At 52.1% G+C, this 16,370-nt stretch carries 18 protein-coding genes and 1 riboswitch; of the genes, 14 read left to right on the forward strand and 4 right to left on the reverse strand.

The window, feature by feature from the left end; genetic code table 11:
• Positions 1–323: 323 nt before the first annotated feature.
• A complete protein-coding gene (locus C4S74_RS24200; RefSeq protein WP_103997892.1) occupies positions 324–839 on the reverse strand; it encodes a hypothetical protein in 516 nt (171 codons plus the stop codon).
• Between the two features lie 269 nt (positions 840–1,108).
• Here C4S74_RS24200 and C4S74_RS24205 point away from each other — a divergent pair, with 269 nt between their 5' ends.
• From C4S74_RS24205 to rsmI, 10 genes are all read left to right on the forward strand, one after another.
• Positions 1,109–1,294, forward strand: a complete 186-nt coding sequence (locus tag C4S74_RS24205) for a sigma factor G inhibitor Gin (RefSeq protein WP_009671897.1) — start codon at positions 1,109–1,111, stop codon at positions 1,292–1,294.
• A 108-nt stretch (positions 1,295–1,402) separates the two neighbouring features.
• Complete coding sequence (locus C4S74_RS24210) at positions 1,403–2,926, forward strand: aminotransferase class I/II-fold pyridoxal phosphate-dependent enzyme (RefSeq protein WP_103997893.1); 1,524 nt, start codon at positions 1,403–1,405, stop codon at positions 2,924–2,926.
• Positions 2,927–2,972: 46 nt separating this feature from the next.
• On the forward strand, positions 2,973–3,638 hold the full coding sequence (gene tmk / locus C4S74_RS24215; RefSeq protein ID WP_103997894.1) for a dTMP kinase: 666 nt from the start codon (positions 2,973–2,975) through the stop codon (positions 3,636–3,638).
• A gap of 19 nt (positions 3,639–3,657) precedes the next feature.
• A complete protein-coding gene (locus C4S74_RS24220; RefSeq protein ID WP_009671881.1) occupies positions 3,658–3,987 on the forward strand; it encodes a cyclic-di-AMP receptor in 330 nt (109 codons plus the stop codon).
• 58 nt (positions 3,988–4,045) lie between these two features.
• A complete protein-coding gene (locus tag C4S74_RS24225; protein WP_103997895.1) occupies positions 4,046–4,492 on the forward strand; it encodes a YaaR family protein in 447 nt (148 codons plus the stop codon).
• Between the two features lie 20 nt (positions 4,493–4,512).
• Complete coding sequence (holB, locus tag C4S74_RS24230) at positions 4,513–5,490, forward strand: DNA polymerase III subunit delta' (RefSeq protein WP_103997896.1); 978 nt, start codon at positions 4,513–4,515, stop codon at positions 5,488–5,490.
• A 1-nt stretch (position 5,491) separates the two neighbouring features.
• Complete coding sequence (locus C4S74_RS24235) at positions 5,492–6,295, forward strand: stage 0 sporulation family protein (protein ID WP_016424270.1); 804 nt, start codon at positions 5,492–5,494, stop codon at positions 6,293–6,295.
• A 36-nt stretch (positions 6,296–6,331) separates the two neighbouring features.
• Positions 6,332–6,670 (forward strand): DNA replication initiation control protein YabA, encoded by a 339-nt coding sequence (gene yabA / locus C4S74_RS24240; RefSeq protein ID WP_103997897.1) that lies wholly within the window; start codon positions 6,332–6,334, stop codon positions 6,668–6,670.
• Between the two features lie 74 nt (positions 6,671–6,744).
• Complete coding sequence (locus C4S74_RS24245) at positions 6,745–7,545, forward strand: tRNA1(Val) (adenine(37)-N6)-methyltransferase (protein ID WP_103997898.1); 801 nt, start codon at positions 6,745–6,747, stop codon at positions 7,543–7,545.
• A 5-nt stretch (positions 7,546–7,550) separates the two neighbouring features.
• Positions 7,551–8,669 carry a 16S rRNA (cytidine(1402)-2'-O)-methyltransferase gene (gene rsmI, locus C4S74_RS24250; protein WP_103997899.1) on the forward strand — a complete coding sequence of 373 codons (1,119 nt, stop codon included), beginning with the start codon at positions 7,551–7,553 and terminating at the stop codon, positions 8,667–8,669.
• Between the two features lie 476 nt (positions 8,670–9,145).
• Here the strand turns inward: rsmI and C4S74_RS24255 are convergent, their stop codons facing one another.
• Complete coding sequence (locus C4S74_RS24255; RefSeq protein WP_009671874.1) at positions 9,146–9,400, reverse strand: AbrB/MazE/SpoVT family DNA-binding domain-containing protein; 255 nt, start codon at positions 9,398–9,400, stop codon at positions 9,146–9,148.
• A 339-nt stretch (positions 9,401–9,739) separates the two neighbouring features.
• Here C4S74_RS24255 and C4S74_RS24260 point away from each other — a divergent pair, with 339 nt between their 5' ends.
• Together C4S74_RS24260 and C4S74_RS24265 are read left to right on the forward strand one after the other, a co-directional pair.
• On the forward strand, positions 9,740–11,014 hold the full coding sequence (locus C4S74_RS24260; RefSeq protein WP_103997900.1) for an HD domain-containing protein: 1,275 nt from the start codon (positions 9,740–9,742) through the stop codon (positions 11,012–11,014).
• Between the two features lie 35 nt (positions 11,015–11,049).
• On the forward strand, positions 11,050–11,817 hold the full coding sequence (locus tag C4S74_RS24265) for a TatD family hydrolase (protein WP_103997901.1): 768 nt from the start codon (positions 11,050–11,052) through the stop codon (positions 11,815–11,817).
• Here the strand turns inward: C4S74_RS24265 and C4S74_RS24270 are convergent.
• Together C4S74_RS24270 and C4S74_RS24275 are read right to left on the reverse strand one after the other, a co-directional pair.
• The gene (locus C4S74_RS24270; protein WP_103997902.1) at positions 11,800–13,062 is read right to left on the reverse strand and encodes an ABC transporter permease; all 1,263 of its coding nucleotides are present in this window, start codon (positions 13,060–13,062) and stop codon (positions 11,800–11,802) included. The genes C4S74_RS24265 and C4S74_RS24270 overlap by 18 nt on opposite strands.
• Complete coding sequence (locus C4S74_RS24275) at positions 13,059–13,802, reverse strand: ABC transporter ATP-binding protein (RefSeq protein ID WP_103997903.1); 744 nt, start codon at positions 13,800–13,802, stop codon at positions 13,059–13,061. Before C4S74_RS24275 ends, C4S74_RS24270 begins: the two co-directional genes overlap by 4 nt.
• Before the next feature lie 288 nt (positions 13,803–14,090).
• Positions 14,091–14,287: riboswitch (cyclic di-AMP (ydaO/yuaA leader) on the forward strand.
• A 284-nt stretch (positions 14,288–14,571) separates the two neighbouring features.
• Here C4S74_RS24275 and C4S74_RS24280 point away from each other — a divergent pair.
• Both C4S74_RS24280 and rnmV read left to right on the forward strand, forming a co-directional pair.
• Positions 14,572–15,693, forward strand: coding sequence for a 3D domain-containing protein (locus tag C4S74_RS24280; RefSeq protein ID WP_103997904.1), 1,122 nt, complete (start codon positions 14,572–14,574; stop codon positions 15,691–15,693).
• A gap of 106 nt (positions 15,694–15,799) precedes the next feature.
• Positions 15,800–16,345, forward strand: coding sequence for a ribonuclease M5 (gene rnmV / locus C4S74_RS24285; protein ID WP_103997905.1), 546 nt, complete (start codon positions 15,800–15,802; stop codon positions 16,343–16,345).
• The last annotated feature ends 25 nt before the right edge of the window (positions 16,346–16,370 follow it).

The following is a 16,370-nucleotide window of genomic DNA, read 5'->3' on the forward strand; positions in this document are numbered from 1 at the left end:
AGCGCCGATGGTACTTGGACCGAAGGGTCCTGGGAGAGTAGGACGTTGCCAAGCACGAATAAAACCTTTTCGAACTCCAATTCGAAAAGGTTTTTTGCTGTTTAAAGATAAATTCAAGATGGTATGAAAAAAGACCGGTCAAGGATAGAACCTCGGATCCGATCTTTATGTGCCGCGCAGTCCCCCAAACGGGTGGGGCGTCGCATGACGTTAGCCGCCCATCACGATATATTTTCCATTTCTGAAATTGATAATTTCCATTTTTGAGATGCATTTTTACCAATTTTGTTTCCAGAGAGATACTAGGCAGTCAGGTACGAAACTTACTGCTTGTAGCATGATGTTTCATTAGCACGGAGACGCAGCCAGCCGACCTGGTATTGTTTCCGGAACATCAGAAACATATAAAACCGTCCTCCTAAAATCCACAGGTGCACAAACAAGATATTGGACAAGGCCGGAGCGGTGAGCCAAGGATACAGAAGCAGTATACCGGCGAAGCCCGAGATCAGAAGATGCAGGTGAAGACGGACGAAAGACCGCAGCATCACGTACTGATCAGGAATATAGCCCGTCCAAAAATGAGCAAACCGGAAAGACCAGCCTTGAGGCTCCGCTTTTCTCACAAAATGCAGATACCCGCGTATTGCCAGCATATGAAGAAGTTGAACGAAAATATAGCCGAGACATAAAGAAAGCAAGCTGTTTGTCAGCAGGGCTTTAACCGTCCATACCGCGGCAAACGCGTAATAAACGCCGAGCAGCAGGAGATGATGCGGTATTCGCCGAAGAAGGGTGTAGGTGTAGATAATCGCATCGCTGGAAGTGTTGTTTTTCAAATTGGAAAGCCTCCGTATAAACCGTCTGTTGTCCTAGTCAGTATCTCATAAGTAGGGTACTCTATCTATATCGGATTTAAAGCTGCGGTTTTTAAAGATTAAAGGGGAGAAAGCTTGCTGTAATGGAAGCTTTGCGCGCAGGCAAAACCGCCGAACCCCGCATTTCGTGGAGCGAAGGCACCGTAGCGTGCTTGCAACCTTTCTTTTGCGTCTAAAAGAATCGTAAACCGGACATACTGCTAATAGGAAAAAAAGTAGAGGTGATCCGTATGGAAGACCCGGTTCTGGTGAAATGTATCGTGTGCGGAGAAGAAAAGCAGGAAGGCATTCAGATCGCTTCGGAATTTATCTGTGATGCTTGCGAGGCTGAAATTGTGCGCACCGATGTGATGGATGTTAAATATTCTTTTTTTATCCGCCAGTTAAAGCAGATTTTTTATAAGCAAAACGCCTGAGTTCGGGCGCAGTAAGAATGATGCGTTAAATATGCCTTGATTTTCTGGACGGCTGACAGGTATGCTTAATTTACTTCATGAATATAGGATTTCAAAGGATGCTTGGATATGCCAAATCGCGAAAACGCGCCCCTTTTTGAAAAAATGAGGGAGCATTATGAACGAAGACCGGCCAGTTTCCACGTACCCGGTCATAAATCAGGCAGGGGAGCGGACCGAGAGGCCGCTCCTTTTTTTGGGCCGCTGATGGCGCTCGACTATACCGAGATCAGCGGCCTGGACGATCTCCACCAACCCGAAGAGGCGATCCGCGAGGCACAGGCGCTCGCGGCGGATTGTTTCGGGGCGGAGGAGACGTTTTTTCTCGTTGGCGGCAGTACGGCCGGCAACCTGGCCATGATCATGTCGCTGTGCGGGCCCGGCGACATTCTTCTCGTGCAGCGCAACGCCCACAAATCCGTGCTTCACGGATTAATGCTGGCCGGCGCGCACGCGGTTTTTATTTCCCCGCGGACCGACGGGGAAAGCGGTATACCCGCCTCCGTCAGGCTGAGCGACGTCGAAGACGCGCTCTCCCGGTATCCGGAGGCGAAGGGGCTGCTGCTGACCAATCCGAACTATTTCGGAATGGGAGTGAATTTGCGCCCCTATGCCGATCTGATGCACCGGCACGGCCTGCCGCTGCTGGTGGATGAGGCGCATGGGGCGCATTACGGCTTTCACCCGGCGCTGCCGGAGAACGCGCTTGCCTGCGGCGCCGATGCCGTGGTCCAGTCCACCCACAAAATGCTCACGGCGATGACGATGGGGGCGATGCTTCATCTCCGGCATGACCGGCTGGACCGGGAAAGAATACGCATGCTGCTTTCGATGCTCCAAAGTTCGAGCCCGTCCTACCCGATCATGGCTTCTCTGGATTTGGCGAGGAGACAGATGCATCTCAACGGGAAGAAGCTCGTCGAAAGAGGATTAAAAGCCGTTCAGAGTCTTCGTGAAGGGCTGGAGGATCTGTACGGTTTCCGGCAGTTGAAACATCAGTCAGGACAAGCCGCCTATGAGCACCTGGATCCTTTCAAAGTAACGATCTATGACGGGACAGGAACGCTGAGCGGCTCAGAGCTGCAGGGACTTTTGGAAGAAGCCGGATGTTTTGTGGAGCTCGCCGCGGATAAAGCCGTTCTGCTTCTGCTGACGCCTGTCTCGACAATAGAAGATGCGGAGAGAGCTTTGAAAGCTTGCGCAGTCATTTCCGAGGAATACTTGACAAATAAGCAGGAACTTCCGGGCACCAGCCCGAATAGTATGTATGAGCCTCTTCTTAACTCCGTTTCCAAACCCGTTCCCATGAACATACCCGTTACCCGAGACAGGAAGGACCGTGTACAGGAGTCTGTATGCATCATGCCGATTAAGAATTCCGCCGGTAAAAGATCCGCTGAAATGGTGATCCCCTATCCGCCCGGAATTCCTTTGCTGTATCCTGGAGAGCTTATTCAAGAGGATACGGCGGCCGAGCTTAAGCGGCTGGCCGATTCGGGAGCGAGATTTCATGGAAGCCGTGAGGCGGCGAAGGGCTGTCTGAAGGTACTGACGGATACTCCGGAAGATACCCGTGAAAGCAACATAGAATAACTTCCGGCCTGAAGGTTGGTTTCGTTTTCATTTTTAGGAGGGTAATGTGAAAGAACTATTTCTTACATTCGAGGGTCCTGACGGCTCGGGCAAAACGACGCAGCTGCGTAGATTGGCCGAATCGCTGCAGGCGCTCGGATATGATACAGTCGTAACCCGGGAGCCGGGAGGCACACCGATCAGCGACCACATACGCAGTCTTGTTCTTACGCCGGACTACAAGGAGATGGCGGACCATACGGAAGTTCTGCTCTATGCCGCATCTCGTGCCCAGCACGTCCGGGAATTGATTCTACCGGCGCTGAAGGCGAACCGGATCGTGCTTTGCGACCGTTTTGTCGACGCGAGTCTGGCCTACCAGTCTTACGGACTCGGAATCGGCCTGGAAGAGGTAGCGGCGATTAACCGTTTCGCGACCGGGGGCCTGGAGCCCACGCGTACGTACTTGCTGGATGTTCCGGTTGAAACGAGCCGCCGCAGGCTGTTGGCAAGGACTCAGTCAGCCGGCGGAGAAGGCCTTGACCGGATCGAACAGAAGGGCGAAGCGTATCATACCCGCGTCCGGGAAGGGTTTATGAAGATCCTGGAACAAAATCCGCAGCGGATTTGTCTGATTAATGCGGACCGCACGCAGGACGAAATCGCCCGTGATATTTTGCAGGATTGTAAACAACTGTTAGATCGTGTCTTTTTTCCAAAGCCTGAGGTATAATGAAAGAGGGGGATCTGCGATGAAACTCGTAATCGCCGTTGTTCAAGACAAAGACAGCAATCGTCTTTCCAATGCTTTGATCAAGGAAGGGTTCCGTGCAACCAAGTTGGCCAGTACCGGCGGTTTTCTGCGTGCGGGCAACACGACGTTCATGATCGGTATCGAGGATGAGCGGGTTCCGGAAGTTTTCAAAGTGATCAAGGCTAACTGCAAAGTCCGTGATCAGCTTGTGACGCCGGTATCGCCGATGGGCGGTACGACAGATTCATATATTCCGTTCCCGGTTGAAGTACAGGTCGGCGGTGCCGCCGTATTCCTGCTTCCGGTCGAACGTTTTGAGCACTTCTAAACCGGCAGGAACCGACCGACGGTACCCGCCAATACGCAACAAAAGGGGAGCATGAAGCTTGAAAATCAACCCGGGGTGGCAGCCGATCGGTAAGAACGTAAAAGTCCCTGAAACGGCGCCTACTCTTCAAACGCCTCCCAAAGACTTTTCCGCCTTTATGCTCAAGCATGACGAGAAGGTCACCATGGAGCAGCTTAACCGGATGCTTCAGCAGATCGGGCTCCAGGGTGACCGTCTTTCCAGATCCATGACGCTGCGGGAGCTCCGGCAGTACAAGCTGCTGATCAAGCAGTTTCTGGAGGAAACGGCCCGTCAGGGCGTCGGCTTGCGTGAAACTCGCGGATGGGACCGGAGAGGCCGGACGAAGAGGTATAAGCTGCTGGAGGAAGTAGACGGCGCACTGCTCGGCATGGCGGACGATCTGCTTGAAACGGAGCAGGGACGGCTGGAAATTTTGCAGCGGATAGGCGAAATACGAGGCATGCTGATCCACTTTTTATTTTAAAGGCAGTGGAGAATATACAAATGTCTTTTCAAACGATCCCAGGCCAGGAAACGGCCAAGCGCATATTGCAAAGCGGCTTGCGGCAGGATAGAATATCGCACGCTTATATATTCAGCGGTCCGGTAGGTACGGGGAGGAAGCAGACGGCCCTTATGCTGGCGAAAGCGATCTACTGCACGAACCTGAAGGATGACGCCTGCGGGGAATGTCTGGAGTGCAGGAAGGTCGAGCATGGCAACCATCCGGATCTATACAGAATCGAGCCCGATGGGGCTTCCATCAAGATTGACCAGATTCGCGAGCTGCAGAAGCAGTTTGCCTATCGTTCCGCCGGTTCGGGCACGAAGATTTATATTCTGAACCAGGCGGAGAAAATGACCGTTCAGGCTGCCAACAGCCTGCTTAAGTTTTTGGAAGAACCGAATTCGAAAGTGGTTGCGGTACTCATTACCGAGAATGGACATGCTCTGCTGCCGACCATCCAGTCCCGTTCCCAATGGATTTCATTTACACCTATGCCCCGGGGCGAGATGGCGAGAGTTCTGCTGGAAGAAGGTCACCCTGCTGCCCTGGTGCAGCCTGCCATTCATCTGACGGCCGGCATCCAAGCGGCCAAAGAAATGATTCAGACAAATGGGTTTGCCGAAATCCGCGGCACAATGATACAATTGTTGAGGGAAACGCTGACACGCTATCCGTCTTCCTTTGTTACGCTGCAGCAGAAGTGGATCAAAGCCGGGCTGGCCGATCATACGGCTCTGCTTTTCGATCTCATGATTTTATGGTTGAAAGACATGGTTTCCCTGCGAATCGGTCGCAAGGAAAATTTCGTATATATCGACCAGATGGACTGGATGGGGCCGCTGTCGTTCAAGAGGGAAACCGGGGATTGGGTGCGTTTGCTGGCCCGTGCGGTTGAACTTCAAAAACGGCTCCGGTTCAATGCCAATCCGCAGCTGGTTGTCGAGAAAATGCTAGTGGACATACAGGGGGTGTAACATGTATTCCGTCGTAGGTGTCCGCTTCAAAAAGGCGGGCAAGGTGTATTATTTTGATCCCATTGACCTTCCTGTGGAACAAGAGAACGCCGTAATCGTTGAGACCGCCAGAGGCATCGAATATGGTAGAGTGGTCATCGGAAAGAAAACCGTTCAAGAGAACGACGTTGTCCTTCCGCTCAAGAAAGTCATCCGGATTGCGAATCCGACTGATGCCCAGCTTGTTGAAGAGAACAAGAAGGCGGCCAAAGATGCTTTCGGGATTTGTTTGAATAAAATCAAGGATCATCAGCTAAAAATGAAGCTGGTGGACGTGGAATATACATTTGACCGGAATAAAATTATTTTTTATTTTACGGCTGAGGGAAGGGTGGACTTCCGGGAGCTGGTTAAGGACTTGGCGAGCATTTTCAGAACGCGTATCGAACTCCGTCAAATCGGGGTGCGGGACGAGGCCAAAATGCTGGGCGGAATCGGACCGTGCGGCCGAATCTTGTGCTGTTCTTCTTTCCTGGGAGATTTCGAGCCGGTGTCGATCAAGATGGCCAAGGACCAGAACCTGTCCCTGAATCCGACCAAAATTTCCGGATTGTGCGGCCGGCTTATGTGCTGCCTGAAGTTCGAGCATGACAACTACGAGAGCGCCAAAGACAGCGTGCCTTCCGTAGGAACTTATGTGATTACTTCACTTGGCAACGGCAAGGTGCTTTCACTGAACATGAACGAAAAAACTTGCAAGGTTCAGCTGTACGATATCGGCAAAATAATGGATCTTCCTTTTGACGATGTAGCGGAGCAAGATTAGTTAACGGATGCGGGAAGCGTTACTTGAGGTGAGACAGTGGAGAAACATGAAATGTTTGCGCAAATCGACGGTTTGGAAGAGCAGATCGGAAAAGCATACGCAGAGCTTGGCGATTTGAAGAAAACCATCATTTCTTTGCTTGAGGATAACCAAAGGCTGATGATGGAAAATCAACAGCTTCGCAAATTGCTGAAGCAGGGGGATGCCGAGGAGACGGACTCCGAACCCGAGAAAGGCATTGAGCCTGTAATCGGCGAAGGATACGACAACCTGGCCCGTCTGTATTATGAAGGCTTCCATATCTGCAATGTCTATTACGGACACTTGCGGACGGAAGGAGACTGTTTGTTCTGCCTGTCTTTCTTAAATAAATAACGTAAGCCGTAGGGAATTTTTCTCTACGGTTTTTTCCATATGAGAATTCCGGTTAAAATAAAGGAGGAGTCCGCTTGCAGGTTGCACTGCATGAAACGGAGCGGATCGATGATCTGCTGACACATGATTTGAAAATCATCCAAAGCGAAGAAGTATTTGCTTTTTCTTTGGATGCGGTTTTATTGGCAAGGTTCTGCACGGTACCCCCACGGGGCAAAATTGTGGATCTGTGCTCCGGCAACGGAGTCATCCCCCTTCTGTTATCTACAAGAACAGCCGCGGGCGAGATCTGGGGCGTGGAAATCCAGGAGCGCTTGGCAGGTATGGGGAAGCGCAATATTGAGCTGAACGGTTTACAGGAAAGGCTTCACATGGTACATGCCGATCTCAAGCAGATTCACCGGACGCTGGGAGCTTCGCAGTATGATCTGGTGACGGTCAACCCGCCCTATTTGCCGGTCCCGGCGGGCGAACAAAACCGTAACGAGCACGTAGCTGCCGCAAGGCACGAGCTTTTCTGTACCCTGGAGGACGTGGTGGCCTCTTCGGCTAAACTGCTCAAAGCCGGAGGCAAGATGGCCATGGTACACCGGCCGAACCGGCTGGTCGATATTTGCACATGGATGAGACAGTATCGTGTCGAGCCCAAAAGAGTACGTTTCGTTCATCCGAGGCAGGGAGAAGAAGCGATGATGGTACTGATCGAAGGCATCCGTGACGGCAAAGCGGATATGCGGACTCTTCCGCCGCTCTTCGTTCACGAGGAAGGCGGACGATACTGCGGCGAACTCCATGCCGTATTTTACGGGGAGAAGAGTGAGCTGGAACCAGGCGGGCAAAAAGCCCCGGAAAACGACGAAAGAAACAGAGGATAACCGGCATGAATTTTAACATACAGCGAAGCTATATAATGAAGAAAGACGATCAGCGCCAAATCGGGAAGGAGGGAGATGCGGCCGCTGCGGTCGCGGTTGGTACAGAGTACGGGGCAGATAAAATAAAGGAACAAGCACCGTCGGAACCGAAAGATTCACTGAACCTGGAAAAGCAGGCCGATGCCGAAGCAACCGGCAAAGATAAGGACCGAGATGCCAGCTTATCTCCGCCGGAACAGGTTAAGGGAAGGGGCCGCAGCCGGGAACCGGAGAAGACGGCCGGGGCCGGGATGCTCTATCTGGTCGGTACTCCGATCGGCAATCTCGAAGACATGACCTTCCGGGCCGTCCGCATCCTCAAGGAAGCGGACCTAATCGCCGCGGAGGATACGCGCCAGACCCGCAAGCTGCTGACTCACTTCGACATTTCCGGGAGGCTCGTCAGCTATCACGAGCACAACAAGCAGGCGAGCGGCCCGGAGCTGGTCCGGCTCATGAGCGAGGGGCAGACCGTCGCGCTCGTCAGCGATGCGGGGCTGCCGGCGATCTCCGATCCGGGGCACGATTTGGTCCGGCTCGCAATTGAAGCCGGAGTCAGGGTCGTGCCGGTCCCCGGAGCGAACGCGGCCTTGTCGGCCCTTATCGCTTCAGGGCTCCCTACCGATGAATTTACTTTCATCGGATTCCTGCCGCGCGATAAGAAAGATCAGCAGCGGGAGCTGGCGCGGCTGGCGCCTGCGCAGGGCACGCTGCTGTTCTACGAATCCCCCCATCGGGTTGTCCGTACGCTCGAGCAAATGCTCGAATCATGGGGGGATCGGGAGATCTGCCTGGCGCGCGAATTGACGAAGCGCTACGAGGAGTTCGGACGCGGCCGGATCAGCGGCGCGCTGGCCCATCTCGGCGAGCATCCGCCTCAAGGCGAGTACGTCGTCCTCGTGGAGGGACGCAGCGCGGCCGAAACGGCGGAAGCGGAAGCCGCATGGTGGAAGGAGCTTTCGCTGGAGGCGCATGCCGCCCATTACATGGAGCAGGGGCTTAACAAGAAGGAAGCGATCAAAAAGACCGCTTCCGACAGGGGGCTTCCGAAGCGGGACGTCTACAACGAACTGCTTCAGAATTGAGTCTCACGCGGCGAGGGAAATCATGCTGAGATCGGGGTAAAGATGATTAGCCATCGTTCTGTGATTTTGCACGGGGGTGCGGGAAGCACGCGGTGCGTAATCTGGGCTATTGTCGCCTAAGCTATCAGAAACGCGGATAGGCTTATGCCGATCAAAGATTTTTCGCTTCCACCACCGCCTCAAATAAAGCATAGGTATTAAGTGGCAGCTGCTCCGTCCGGGGCACTTCGTCCGTATCAGGGACACCTGACATCCGGCGGGGTTTTATACGAGGAAGCTCTTCAAGGCTTCTTGCTGCTGCTCAATATCCGGGCGTTCGTGCAGCTCGTATCTGAAAAGCTTTTTCATTCCTCCAGACAAAAAAATGTCCCTAATCCGTGACGGTGGTCCGCCGGGATCAGAGACGTAGAGGAGATATGAAAAAGGTTAGAATTACCAATGGGAACTTTGCTAGTTCTTATTATATACTATTTTTCTTATTTTGTCACAGGTATTGGCATTTCATTTAAACATTCGTGACAAACAATTTTTCCTTTGAAATAAGTCACATTTTCAGCGTTGCCGCAGAAAATACAAGCAGGCTCATACTTCTTGAGCATGATGCGCTCGCCGTCTACATAAATCTCAAGCGCGTCTTTTTCACCGATACCAAGTGTGCGGCGAAGTTCGATTGGAATAACGACACGCCCCAATTCGTCGACTTTTCTTACAATACCTGTGGATTTCATCATATATAAAAGCTCCTTCCAATCTACTGAAATAATTAATCGTCATTATTCGACATAGTTTTCGATATTCATGATACCAAGCATTCCCAAAATAGTCAACCCAAAATTGGTCTCTAATTGCAGTTTTTATATTTAATGAATTCTTTGTGAAGTGCCGAATTCCTCCTAACCCTTAAAAATAAGTGGATCTTATGCGGTTAAACGCTTTCTTCTAAAGTGACAATTGTTTTATTTATGTGACAAGTAACGCTTAGTTTGGAAAATAACCTGTAACATTATTCGACAAAATACTTGCTTAAATGAGCAAATAGTCGGCTTTTATGTCGAAAAGGAGGCGGAAAAATGATAGAAGAAAAAGTTTTTAAAGACCCTGTCCATAAATATATTTATGTGCAGGACCGTACGGTTTGGGACCTCATCAACACCAAGGAATTTCAGCGGTTGCGGCGTATCCGCCAGCTGGGCACTTCATTCCTGACTTTTCACGGTGCGGAGCACAGCCGTTTTTCCCACTCTCTTGGCGTTTACGAGATTACGAGAAAAATTATTTCCCAGTTTGAAAGAAACTCGTATGCGGACTGGCCGGAAGAGGAAAGGCTGCTTTGCTTATGCGCCGCCCTGCTGCATGATGTCGGTCACGGACCGTTTTCCCACTCTATAGAAAAAGTATTCGGAACGAATCACGAAAATTGGTCCTGCCGGATCATTTTAGGTGACAGCGAAGTGAATCAGGTGCTTTCGAGGGTCTCGCCGACATTTGCTCATGATGTTGCCGGTGTCATTTGCAAAACGTATCGCAAGGAGATTGTAACGAGTCTTGTTTCGTCCCAGCTCGATGCCGACCGGATGGATTATTTGCTGCGGGACGCGTATTTTACCGGGGTTAATTACGGAACTTTCGATCTGGAGCGTATTTTGAGGGTAGTCCGGCCTTATAAAGGGAAAATTGTCGTAAAAGAGAGCGGGATGCATGCCGTCGAAGATTATTTGATGTCCCGTTACCAGATGTACTGGCAGGTTTATTTTCATCCGGTTACCCGGAGTGCGGAAATTTTGCTTGGGAAAGTTCTGGAGTGCGCCAAAGCGCTGTTCGAAGACGGTTACTCGTTTACATTTATGCCGGAGCCCATCCTTCATCTTTTCCAAGGGAAGCTGTCACTGGGGGATTATTTCCTCCTCGACGAATCTTTGATGCAGACGGTGCTGATGTATTGGAGTATGGAAAAAGACCCGGTGCTGGCTGATTTGTCGGGCCGTTTTCTGCACCGCCGCTTGTTCAAATTCACAGCCGTGGAAGAGTGGGACAAAGAGCTGCTGACGGAATTCCGGGACGCTCTGGAGGAAGCCGGTTTTGATGCCGATTATTACCTGGAACTGGATTTTCCGTCGGACCAGTCATATGACGTGTACCGGCCCGATACCGGCAAGGAAGACAAACAGCCTATTTTACTGCTTGACGCCCAGGATAAACTGACGGAAATTTCGGCACGCTCCGAAATCGTCAAATCGATCTCGGGTATCCATATGGGACAGCACCGCATCTATTATCCCGCCGAGTTGTTTGAAAAAGAGGGCGGCAGGGCCGCGGCCCTCCGCAAGAAGCTGTTCGACGCCTAATTCAAAAAACAGACGAAACAAAAGGAGTTCCCGTTATGCTGACCGATACTCATACTCATATGAACAATGAAGCTTTCAACGAAGACCGTGATGAAGCTATTCAAAGGGCTTGGGACAACGGTGTGACCCGGATCGTTAACGTAGGGTTTAACCGCGAAACCATTCCTTCTTCCATCGAGCTTGCCGAGAAGTACGACTTCATATGGTCGACAGTGGGCTGGCATCCTACCGATGCCGTGGATATGCGGCCGGGAGATCTTGAATGGATCGAAGAGCTGTGCAAGCATGAGAAAGTAGTGGCGATCGGGGAGATCGGGCTGGATTATCACTGGGATACGTCTCCGAAAGATGTGCAGGCGAAAGTATTCCGCGAGCAGATCCGCCTTGCACGCAAGGTCGGGCTTCCCATCGTGATCCATAACCGCGAGGCTCATCAAGATATCGTCCATATCCTGAGAGAAGAAAAAGCCGCCGAAGTCGGCGGCATTATGCACTGCTATTCCGGAAGCTGGGAAACGGCGAAGATGTGCCTGGATATGAATTTTCATATTTCCTTCGGCGGGCCCATTACGTTCAAAAATGCCAAGCAGCCCAAGGAAGTTCTGAAGCAGGTACCGCTTGACCGCCTGCTCATCGAAACGGACGCGCCTTATTTGACGCCGCATCCGTTCCGGGGCAAGCGCAACGAGACGTCCTACGTGCGTCTCGTTGCCGAGGCGGCCGCCGAGCTGCGCGGCATGAGCCTCGAGGAACTCGCCAAGGTGACGACGGACAATGCCGTGCGCCTACTCGGCCTCAAATGAAGCGGTAAATTTCCGCTTCATGACCGTGGCGCAAAGCACGAGGCCGAGCGCGAGGCCCGCGAGCGGAGCGGCTGCATAGACGCCCGATCCGCTTAACAGCATCAGCAGGGTAAAGATGATTCCCTGCAGAGCGAAGGCGGCGCTGATGATCCGCACCACGGCGTCCACTTTCCGGCGCGGATCTACCGGATAGGTCTGCAGCCAGAACGTGTAGCGGTGCGACTGCTCCAGCGAGGTAAGCTGAATCAGCGAAATGAACATGGCCACGAGGCAGACGGCGGCGGCCACCGGCACGGATCGAACGGCCGCGGCCGCCAGACCTGCCACAAGCGTGATCCGAACGATGATGCCGAGCAGCTCCGAGCGGACGAACGTCTTCGTGAAGAGATACAGATAAAGCGAGGAAGACCGGAACGAATACCGGTTCGTAATGCCCGCCAGCCATCGTCTTTGCTTCACCCGTACCGGGAGCTGCGGCACATCGGCGAAGCCGCTGAAAAACAAGTACAATCGGTACTGCTGCTTGCGGTCGTTGTCGATGAGATAATCCCAGGCGACGCCCATTACCCGTTGTCCGGGCCCGAGCCTGTACACGACCGCCCAGACGGCAAGTCCTGCCAGGAGAACGATCCCGCCCGGAAGCGGACCCGTACCGAACAAGGCGAATACGACGGCCGCGGTTACGACCCAACGGTACCCCGCCGAGACCTGACGCCAGACTGGTGATGAAAAACGGCCTTCCTGCCACGATCCGAGCAGGTTGGCTGTTTTTATTAGAAGAACAAAAACAGCCATCAGCCATAAAGGCTGTCCTTCCGTACCCGTGCAGTGTTTGTACAGAGGCCATGCAATCAGCATCAGAATGATGGATCGTGCGGCCTGGATACCCAAACTGTAGCGGAAAGCCGACCGGAAGAACACGTTCATAACGGGTTCCAGCGGAAGCAGAAACACCCGGTCCGCATTCTTTAGAAGGGTTCGCACCGAGCCGGCCGCAAGAGCCGGAACGAGGAGGAGCAGAACGATCCAAATGTAGGGAAAAGATGTCGGAAGCTGCTGAAGGATTTTTGCATAATAATAGGAAGAAACGATAAAAATCAGGAAAAGAAAACCGAAAAACTGGCTTCTTGCGACATAAGCCCAGTAGCGGGACGTTTCCTGCCGGTAATGGTCGAATCTGCGCTTCCAGAGCTGCCGGACAGCCCCGGCCGTGCCCTCTTTGTGAACGGCTGCTTGCTGGTTCATGCCGGATTCCTCCGCACCAGCTCATAGAACAGCTCGTCCAGCGTCGCGTCGGACAGCCCAGTCTGTTGTCTCAATTCTTCCAGCGTGCCTTGGGCAAGAATTTTCCCCTGATGGAGAACGACGAACCGGTCGCAGTATCTTTCGATCGTGGCCAGGATGTGGGAACAGATCAGGAAGCTTGCGCCTTTTTTCTTGAAATCCGCCATAATGTCGAGAAGAGAGCGCATCGCCAGCGGATCAAGGCCGAGGAACGGTTCGTCAATGACATAAAGCGCGGGCTCGACAAGAAACGCATTCATGATCATGACCTTCTGTTTCATCCCTTTGGAAAGCTGGCCGGGGAAGCTTTTGCGCTTGGGCTCCATCTGGAACTCGCTCATCAGGCGGCCGGCGCGTTCCTTGAACGCTTCCTTCGGAATATCGTAAGCCATCGCCGTCAGTTCCAAATGCTCTTCAATCGTCAGATCATCGTACAATTCGGGAGACTCCGGGACGAAAGAATACGAGGACCGGTAGCCGAGCGGATCTTCCTCCAAGGTCCGGTTACGGATGCGGACGCTGCCTTCCTGCGGCTTCAGAAGTCCCAGGATGTGTTTGATGGTCGTGCTTTTTCCCGCTCCGTTGAGTCCGATCAGACCGACCATTTCACCTTGTCCGACTGTAATATCGAGATCGCGTAGAATCGGTTTTCCGGGCAGATAGCCTCCGCTGAGACGGGAAATGTGAAGAATTGGATTCATGCCTTCACCTGCTTTTCTTCAATCGGTTATTGCGGCTTTGGGCCTTTTCGGGCGGTTTGCCGTATCTTTTATTATAGTCAAAAAATGCCTGGAAGCCCAATCCCCAAGCGGAACGGCGGAAATGGGGAAAACTAGGAGCGAGATAACGGGAGAAAAAAGGAGAACGACTGCAAGATAATTAGATAAATGCCGTTGGTTTGGTTAAATTTGCTTATTTTTAAGGAATATGACCCCTTTACAGGTTGGATATTTGAGCGTAATATACTTTCATGATAACTTAATAAACGCCAAGTTTTAACGCTGAGTTTCCGTAAAAGGAAAACGGGGGAACCGCTGTCAAGGTCGGCACAGCTTTTGAGCCGATACAACAGGAAACAATTTGGGGTGAATCTCAATGGCAGGTGCAGGCAGCACCGCCGGCGAGTAGGGCAGCTCTCACGGCCCGAATCCGTCAGCTAACCTCGTAAGCGTACCGGGAGAGATAACCAACTGTCGTGTCATTCTGTTTAGTCGCGCTCACACACAGGCCACCGGGAAGCTTTCTATTTCCGATGGCCTTTTTTGTTCCATATCGGACGGGTATTCGACCCGCATACAGGTAAACATCAAGCGGAGGTGATGCCGACCCCGTAGAGACTGAGAGCAACCAGTCAGCCGGCGGGAAAGAAGCCAATTGCAAGGGTTCCGTTAGGAACCGCCAAATAAACCTAAGTCGCGTCCAATCATCATGCGTATCACAGAGGCGAGGCTTTGAAGGAGGACCGAAGAAGTGGGCAATATCTCGCAACCAGAGACCCATGTTAAGCGATCATCCAGCATGTCCTTCGCATTGCGATGGAAGCATGAAAACTTGCGTATGATCATCCTTGCAGCTATCATTTCATTCGCTTTGACTTTCATGTTTTTGGTGTTGTTATACGGTACGGCTGGTAAAAGCGTATCATTGGTGGTAAACGGACGAGAAACCGTTGTGGAAACAAGACAATGGGTCCTGCAGCGCCTACTGGATGAACAAGCCATTACAATCGGTGAGCACGATCAGATATCTATGCCGCTGGACGGCAAGATTCAAGACGGTCAGAAGATTGTCATCGATCATGCATCACCCGTGCAGCTAACTGCCGACGGGCAGACACAAACGGTGCACACCACTGCGAAAACGGTAGATAAAGTTCTGCAAGATTTAAATATTTCGCTGGGTGAGCACGACAAAGTGACTCCGGCCAAAGACACGGAGCTTTCAGCCAATGCGGCTATCGAAGTTGTCCGGGTGAAGAAAGAAACGGAAGAAATTTCGGAGCCGATCGCTTTCAGTGTGGTCCAGAAATCCGATGAAGATCTGCTGAAAGGCAAGGAGCAGGTCGTACGGGAAGGCCAGGAAGGCGTATTGGTCAAAAAGAAAGAGAAGATTTTCGAAAACGGAAAACTCGTATCCGAGCAGGTTATCGATCAAGCAGTCAAAAACGCCAGTGTGGATAAGATTGTGGCTGTAGGCACAAAAAATCCGGTCGTTACGGTGGCAGCCGCATCCGAACCGGTTAAGCCTAAGCAGGTAACTAAAGCAGGTACCAACATAGACGCGAAGAAAATATTAAAGAACGTTACCTTGACCGCTTACTCTTCCCAAGAGCCGGGCGTCGGTAACCGGACGGCCAGCGGAACGAAACCCGTGCAGGGCCAAACGATTGCGGTAGATCCATCCGTTGTGCCGTTAGGCTGGTGGGTATACATTGAAGGAATCGGATACCGCCGCGCAGAAGATACGGGCGGTGCCATTAAAAACCAGAAAATGGACGTTTATTTCGACAGCATGAGTTATGCCAAGACTTTCGGTGTGAAACGGGGATATACCGTTTATGTCATCGGCCCGAATAAACCGACACAAGATTAGGATAACATGTTACCTGTAACGAAGATTTACAAACCGGTAACAAACCGTATGCAAAAAGAAGAGGGATGCCCTCTTCTTTTTGTGCGCTTAAGAGAGGGTAAAGAACATGATCAAAGAAATCATTGTTGTCGAAGGAAAAGACGATACAACCGCCATCAAACGGGCGGTCGAAGCGGATACGATCGAAACCGGGGGATCGGCAATCAACCGGGCGATTCTGGATCGCATCCGGCTTGCCCAGGAACGAAGAGGGGTTATTGTCTTTACGGATCCGGATCATGCGGGTGAACGCATCCGTAAAATCATTTCGGGCAAGGTTCCCGGCTGCAAGCACGCTTTTCTCCCCCAGGAACTTGCGGAGAAGCGCGGCGACATCGGGGTGGAGAACGCGACGCCGGAGGCCATAAGATCGGCTCTCGCCAACGTCAAGACAGAGTATGAAGGCGCCGTATCGTTGTTAACCTGGGAAGATTTGATCGCCGCGGGACTTGTTGTTCATCCCGATGCCGCGGCCAGAAGGCTCGAAGTAGGAAAAAAGCTCGGAATCGGGTATTGTAATGGTAAGCAGTTTTACAAGCGCTGCGCCGCTTTTCAAATTTCCCGGGAAGAGTTCGAGGCTGCCGTTGAGCAGCTGGACCTTCCGGAGCAATAATTACGCACAGGCAGCTTCCGTAAGG

It is taken from the genome of Paenibacillus sp. UNC499MF (genome assembly GCF_900107975.1).
In the GTDB taxonomy this organism is placed as follows: domain Bacteria; phylum Bacillota; class Bacilli; order Paenibacillales; family NBRC-103111; genus Paenibacillus_F.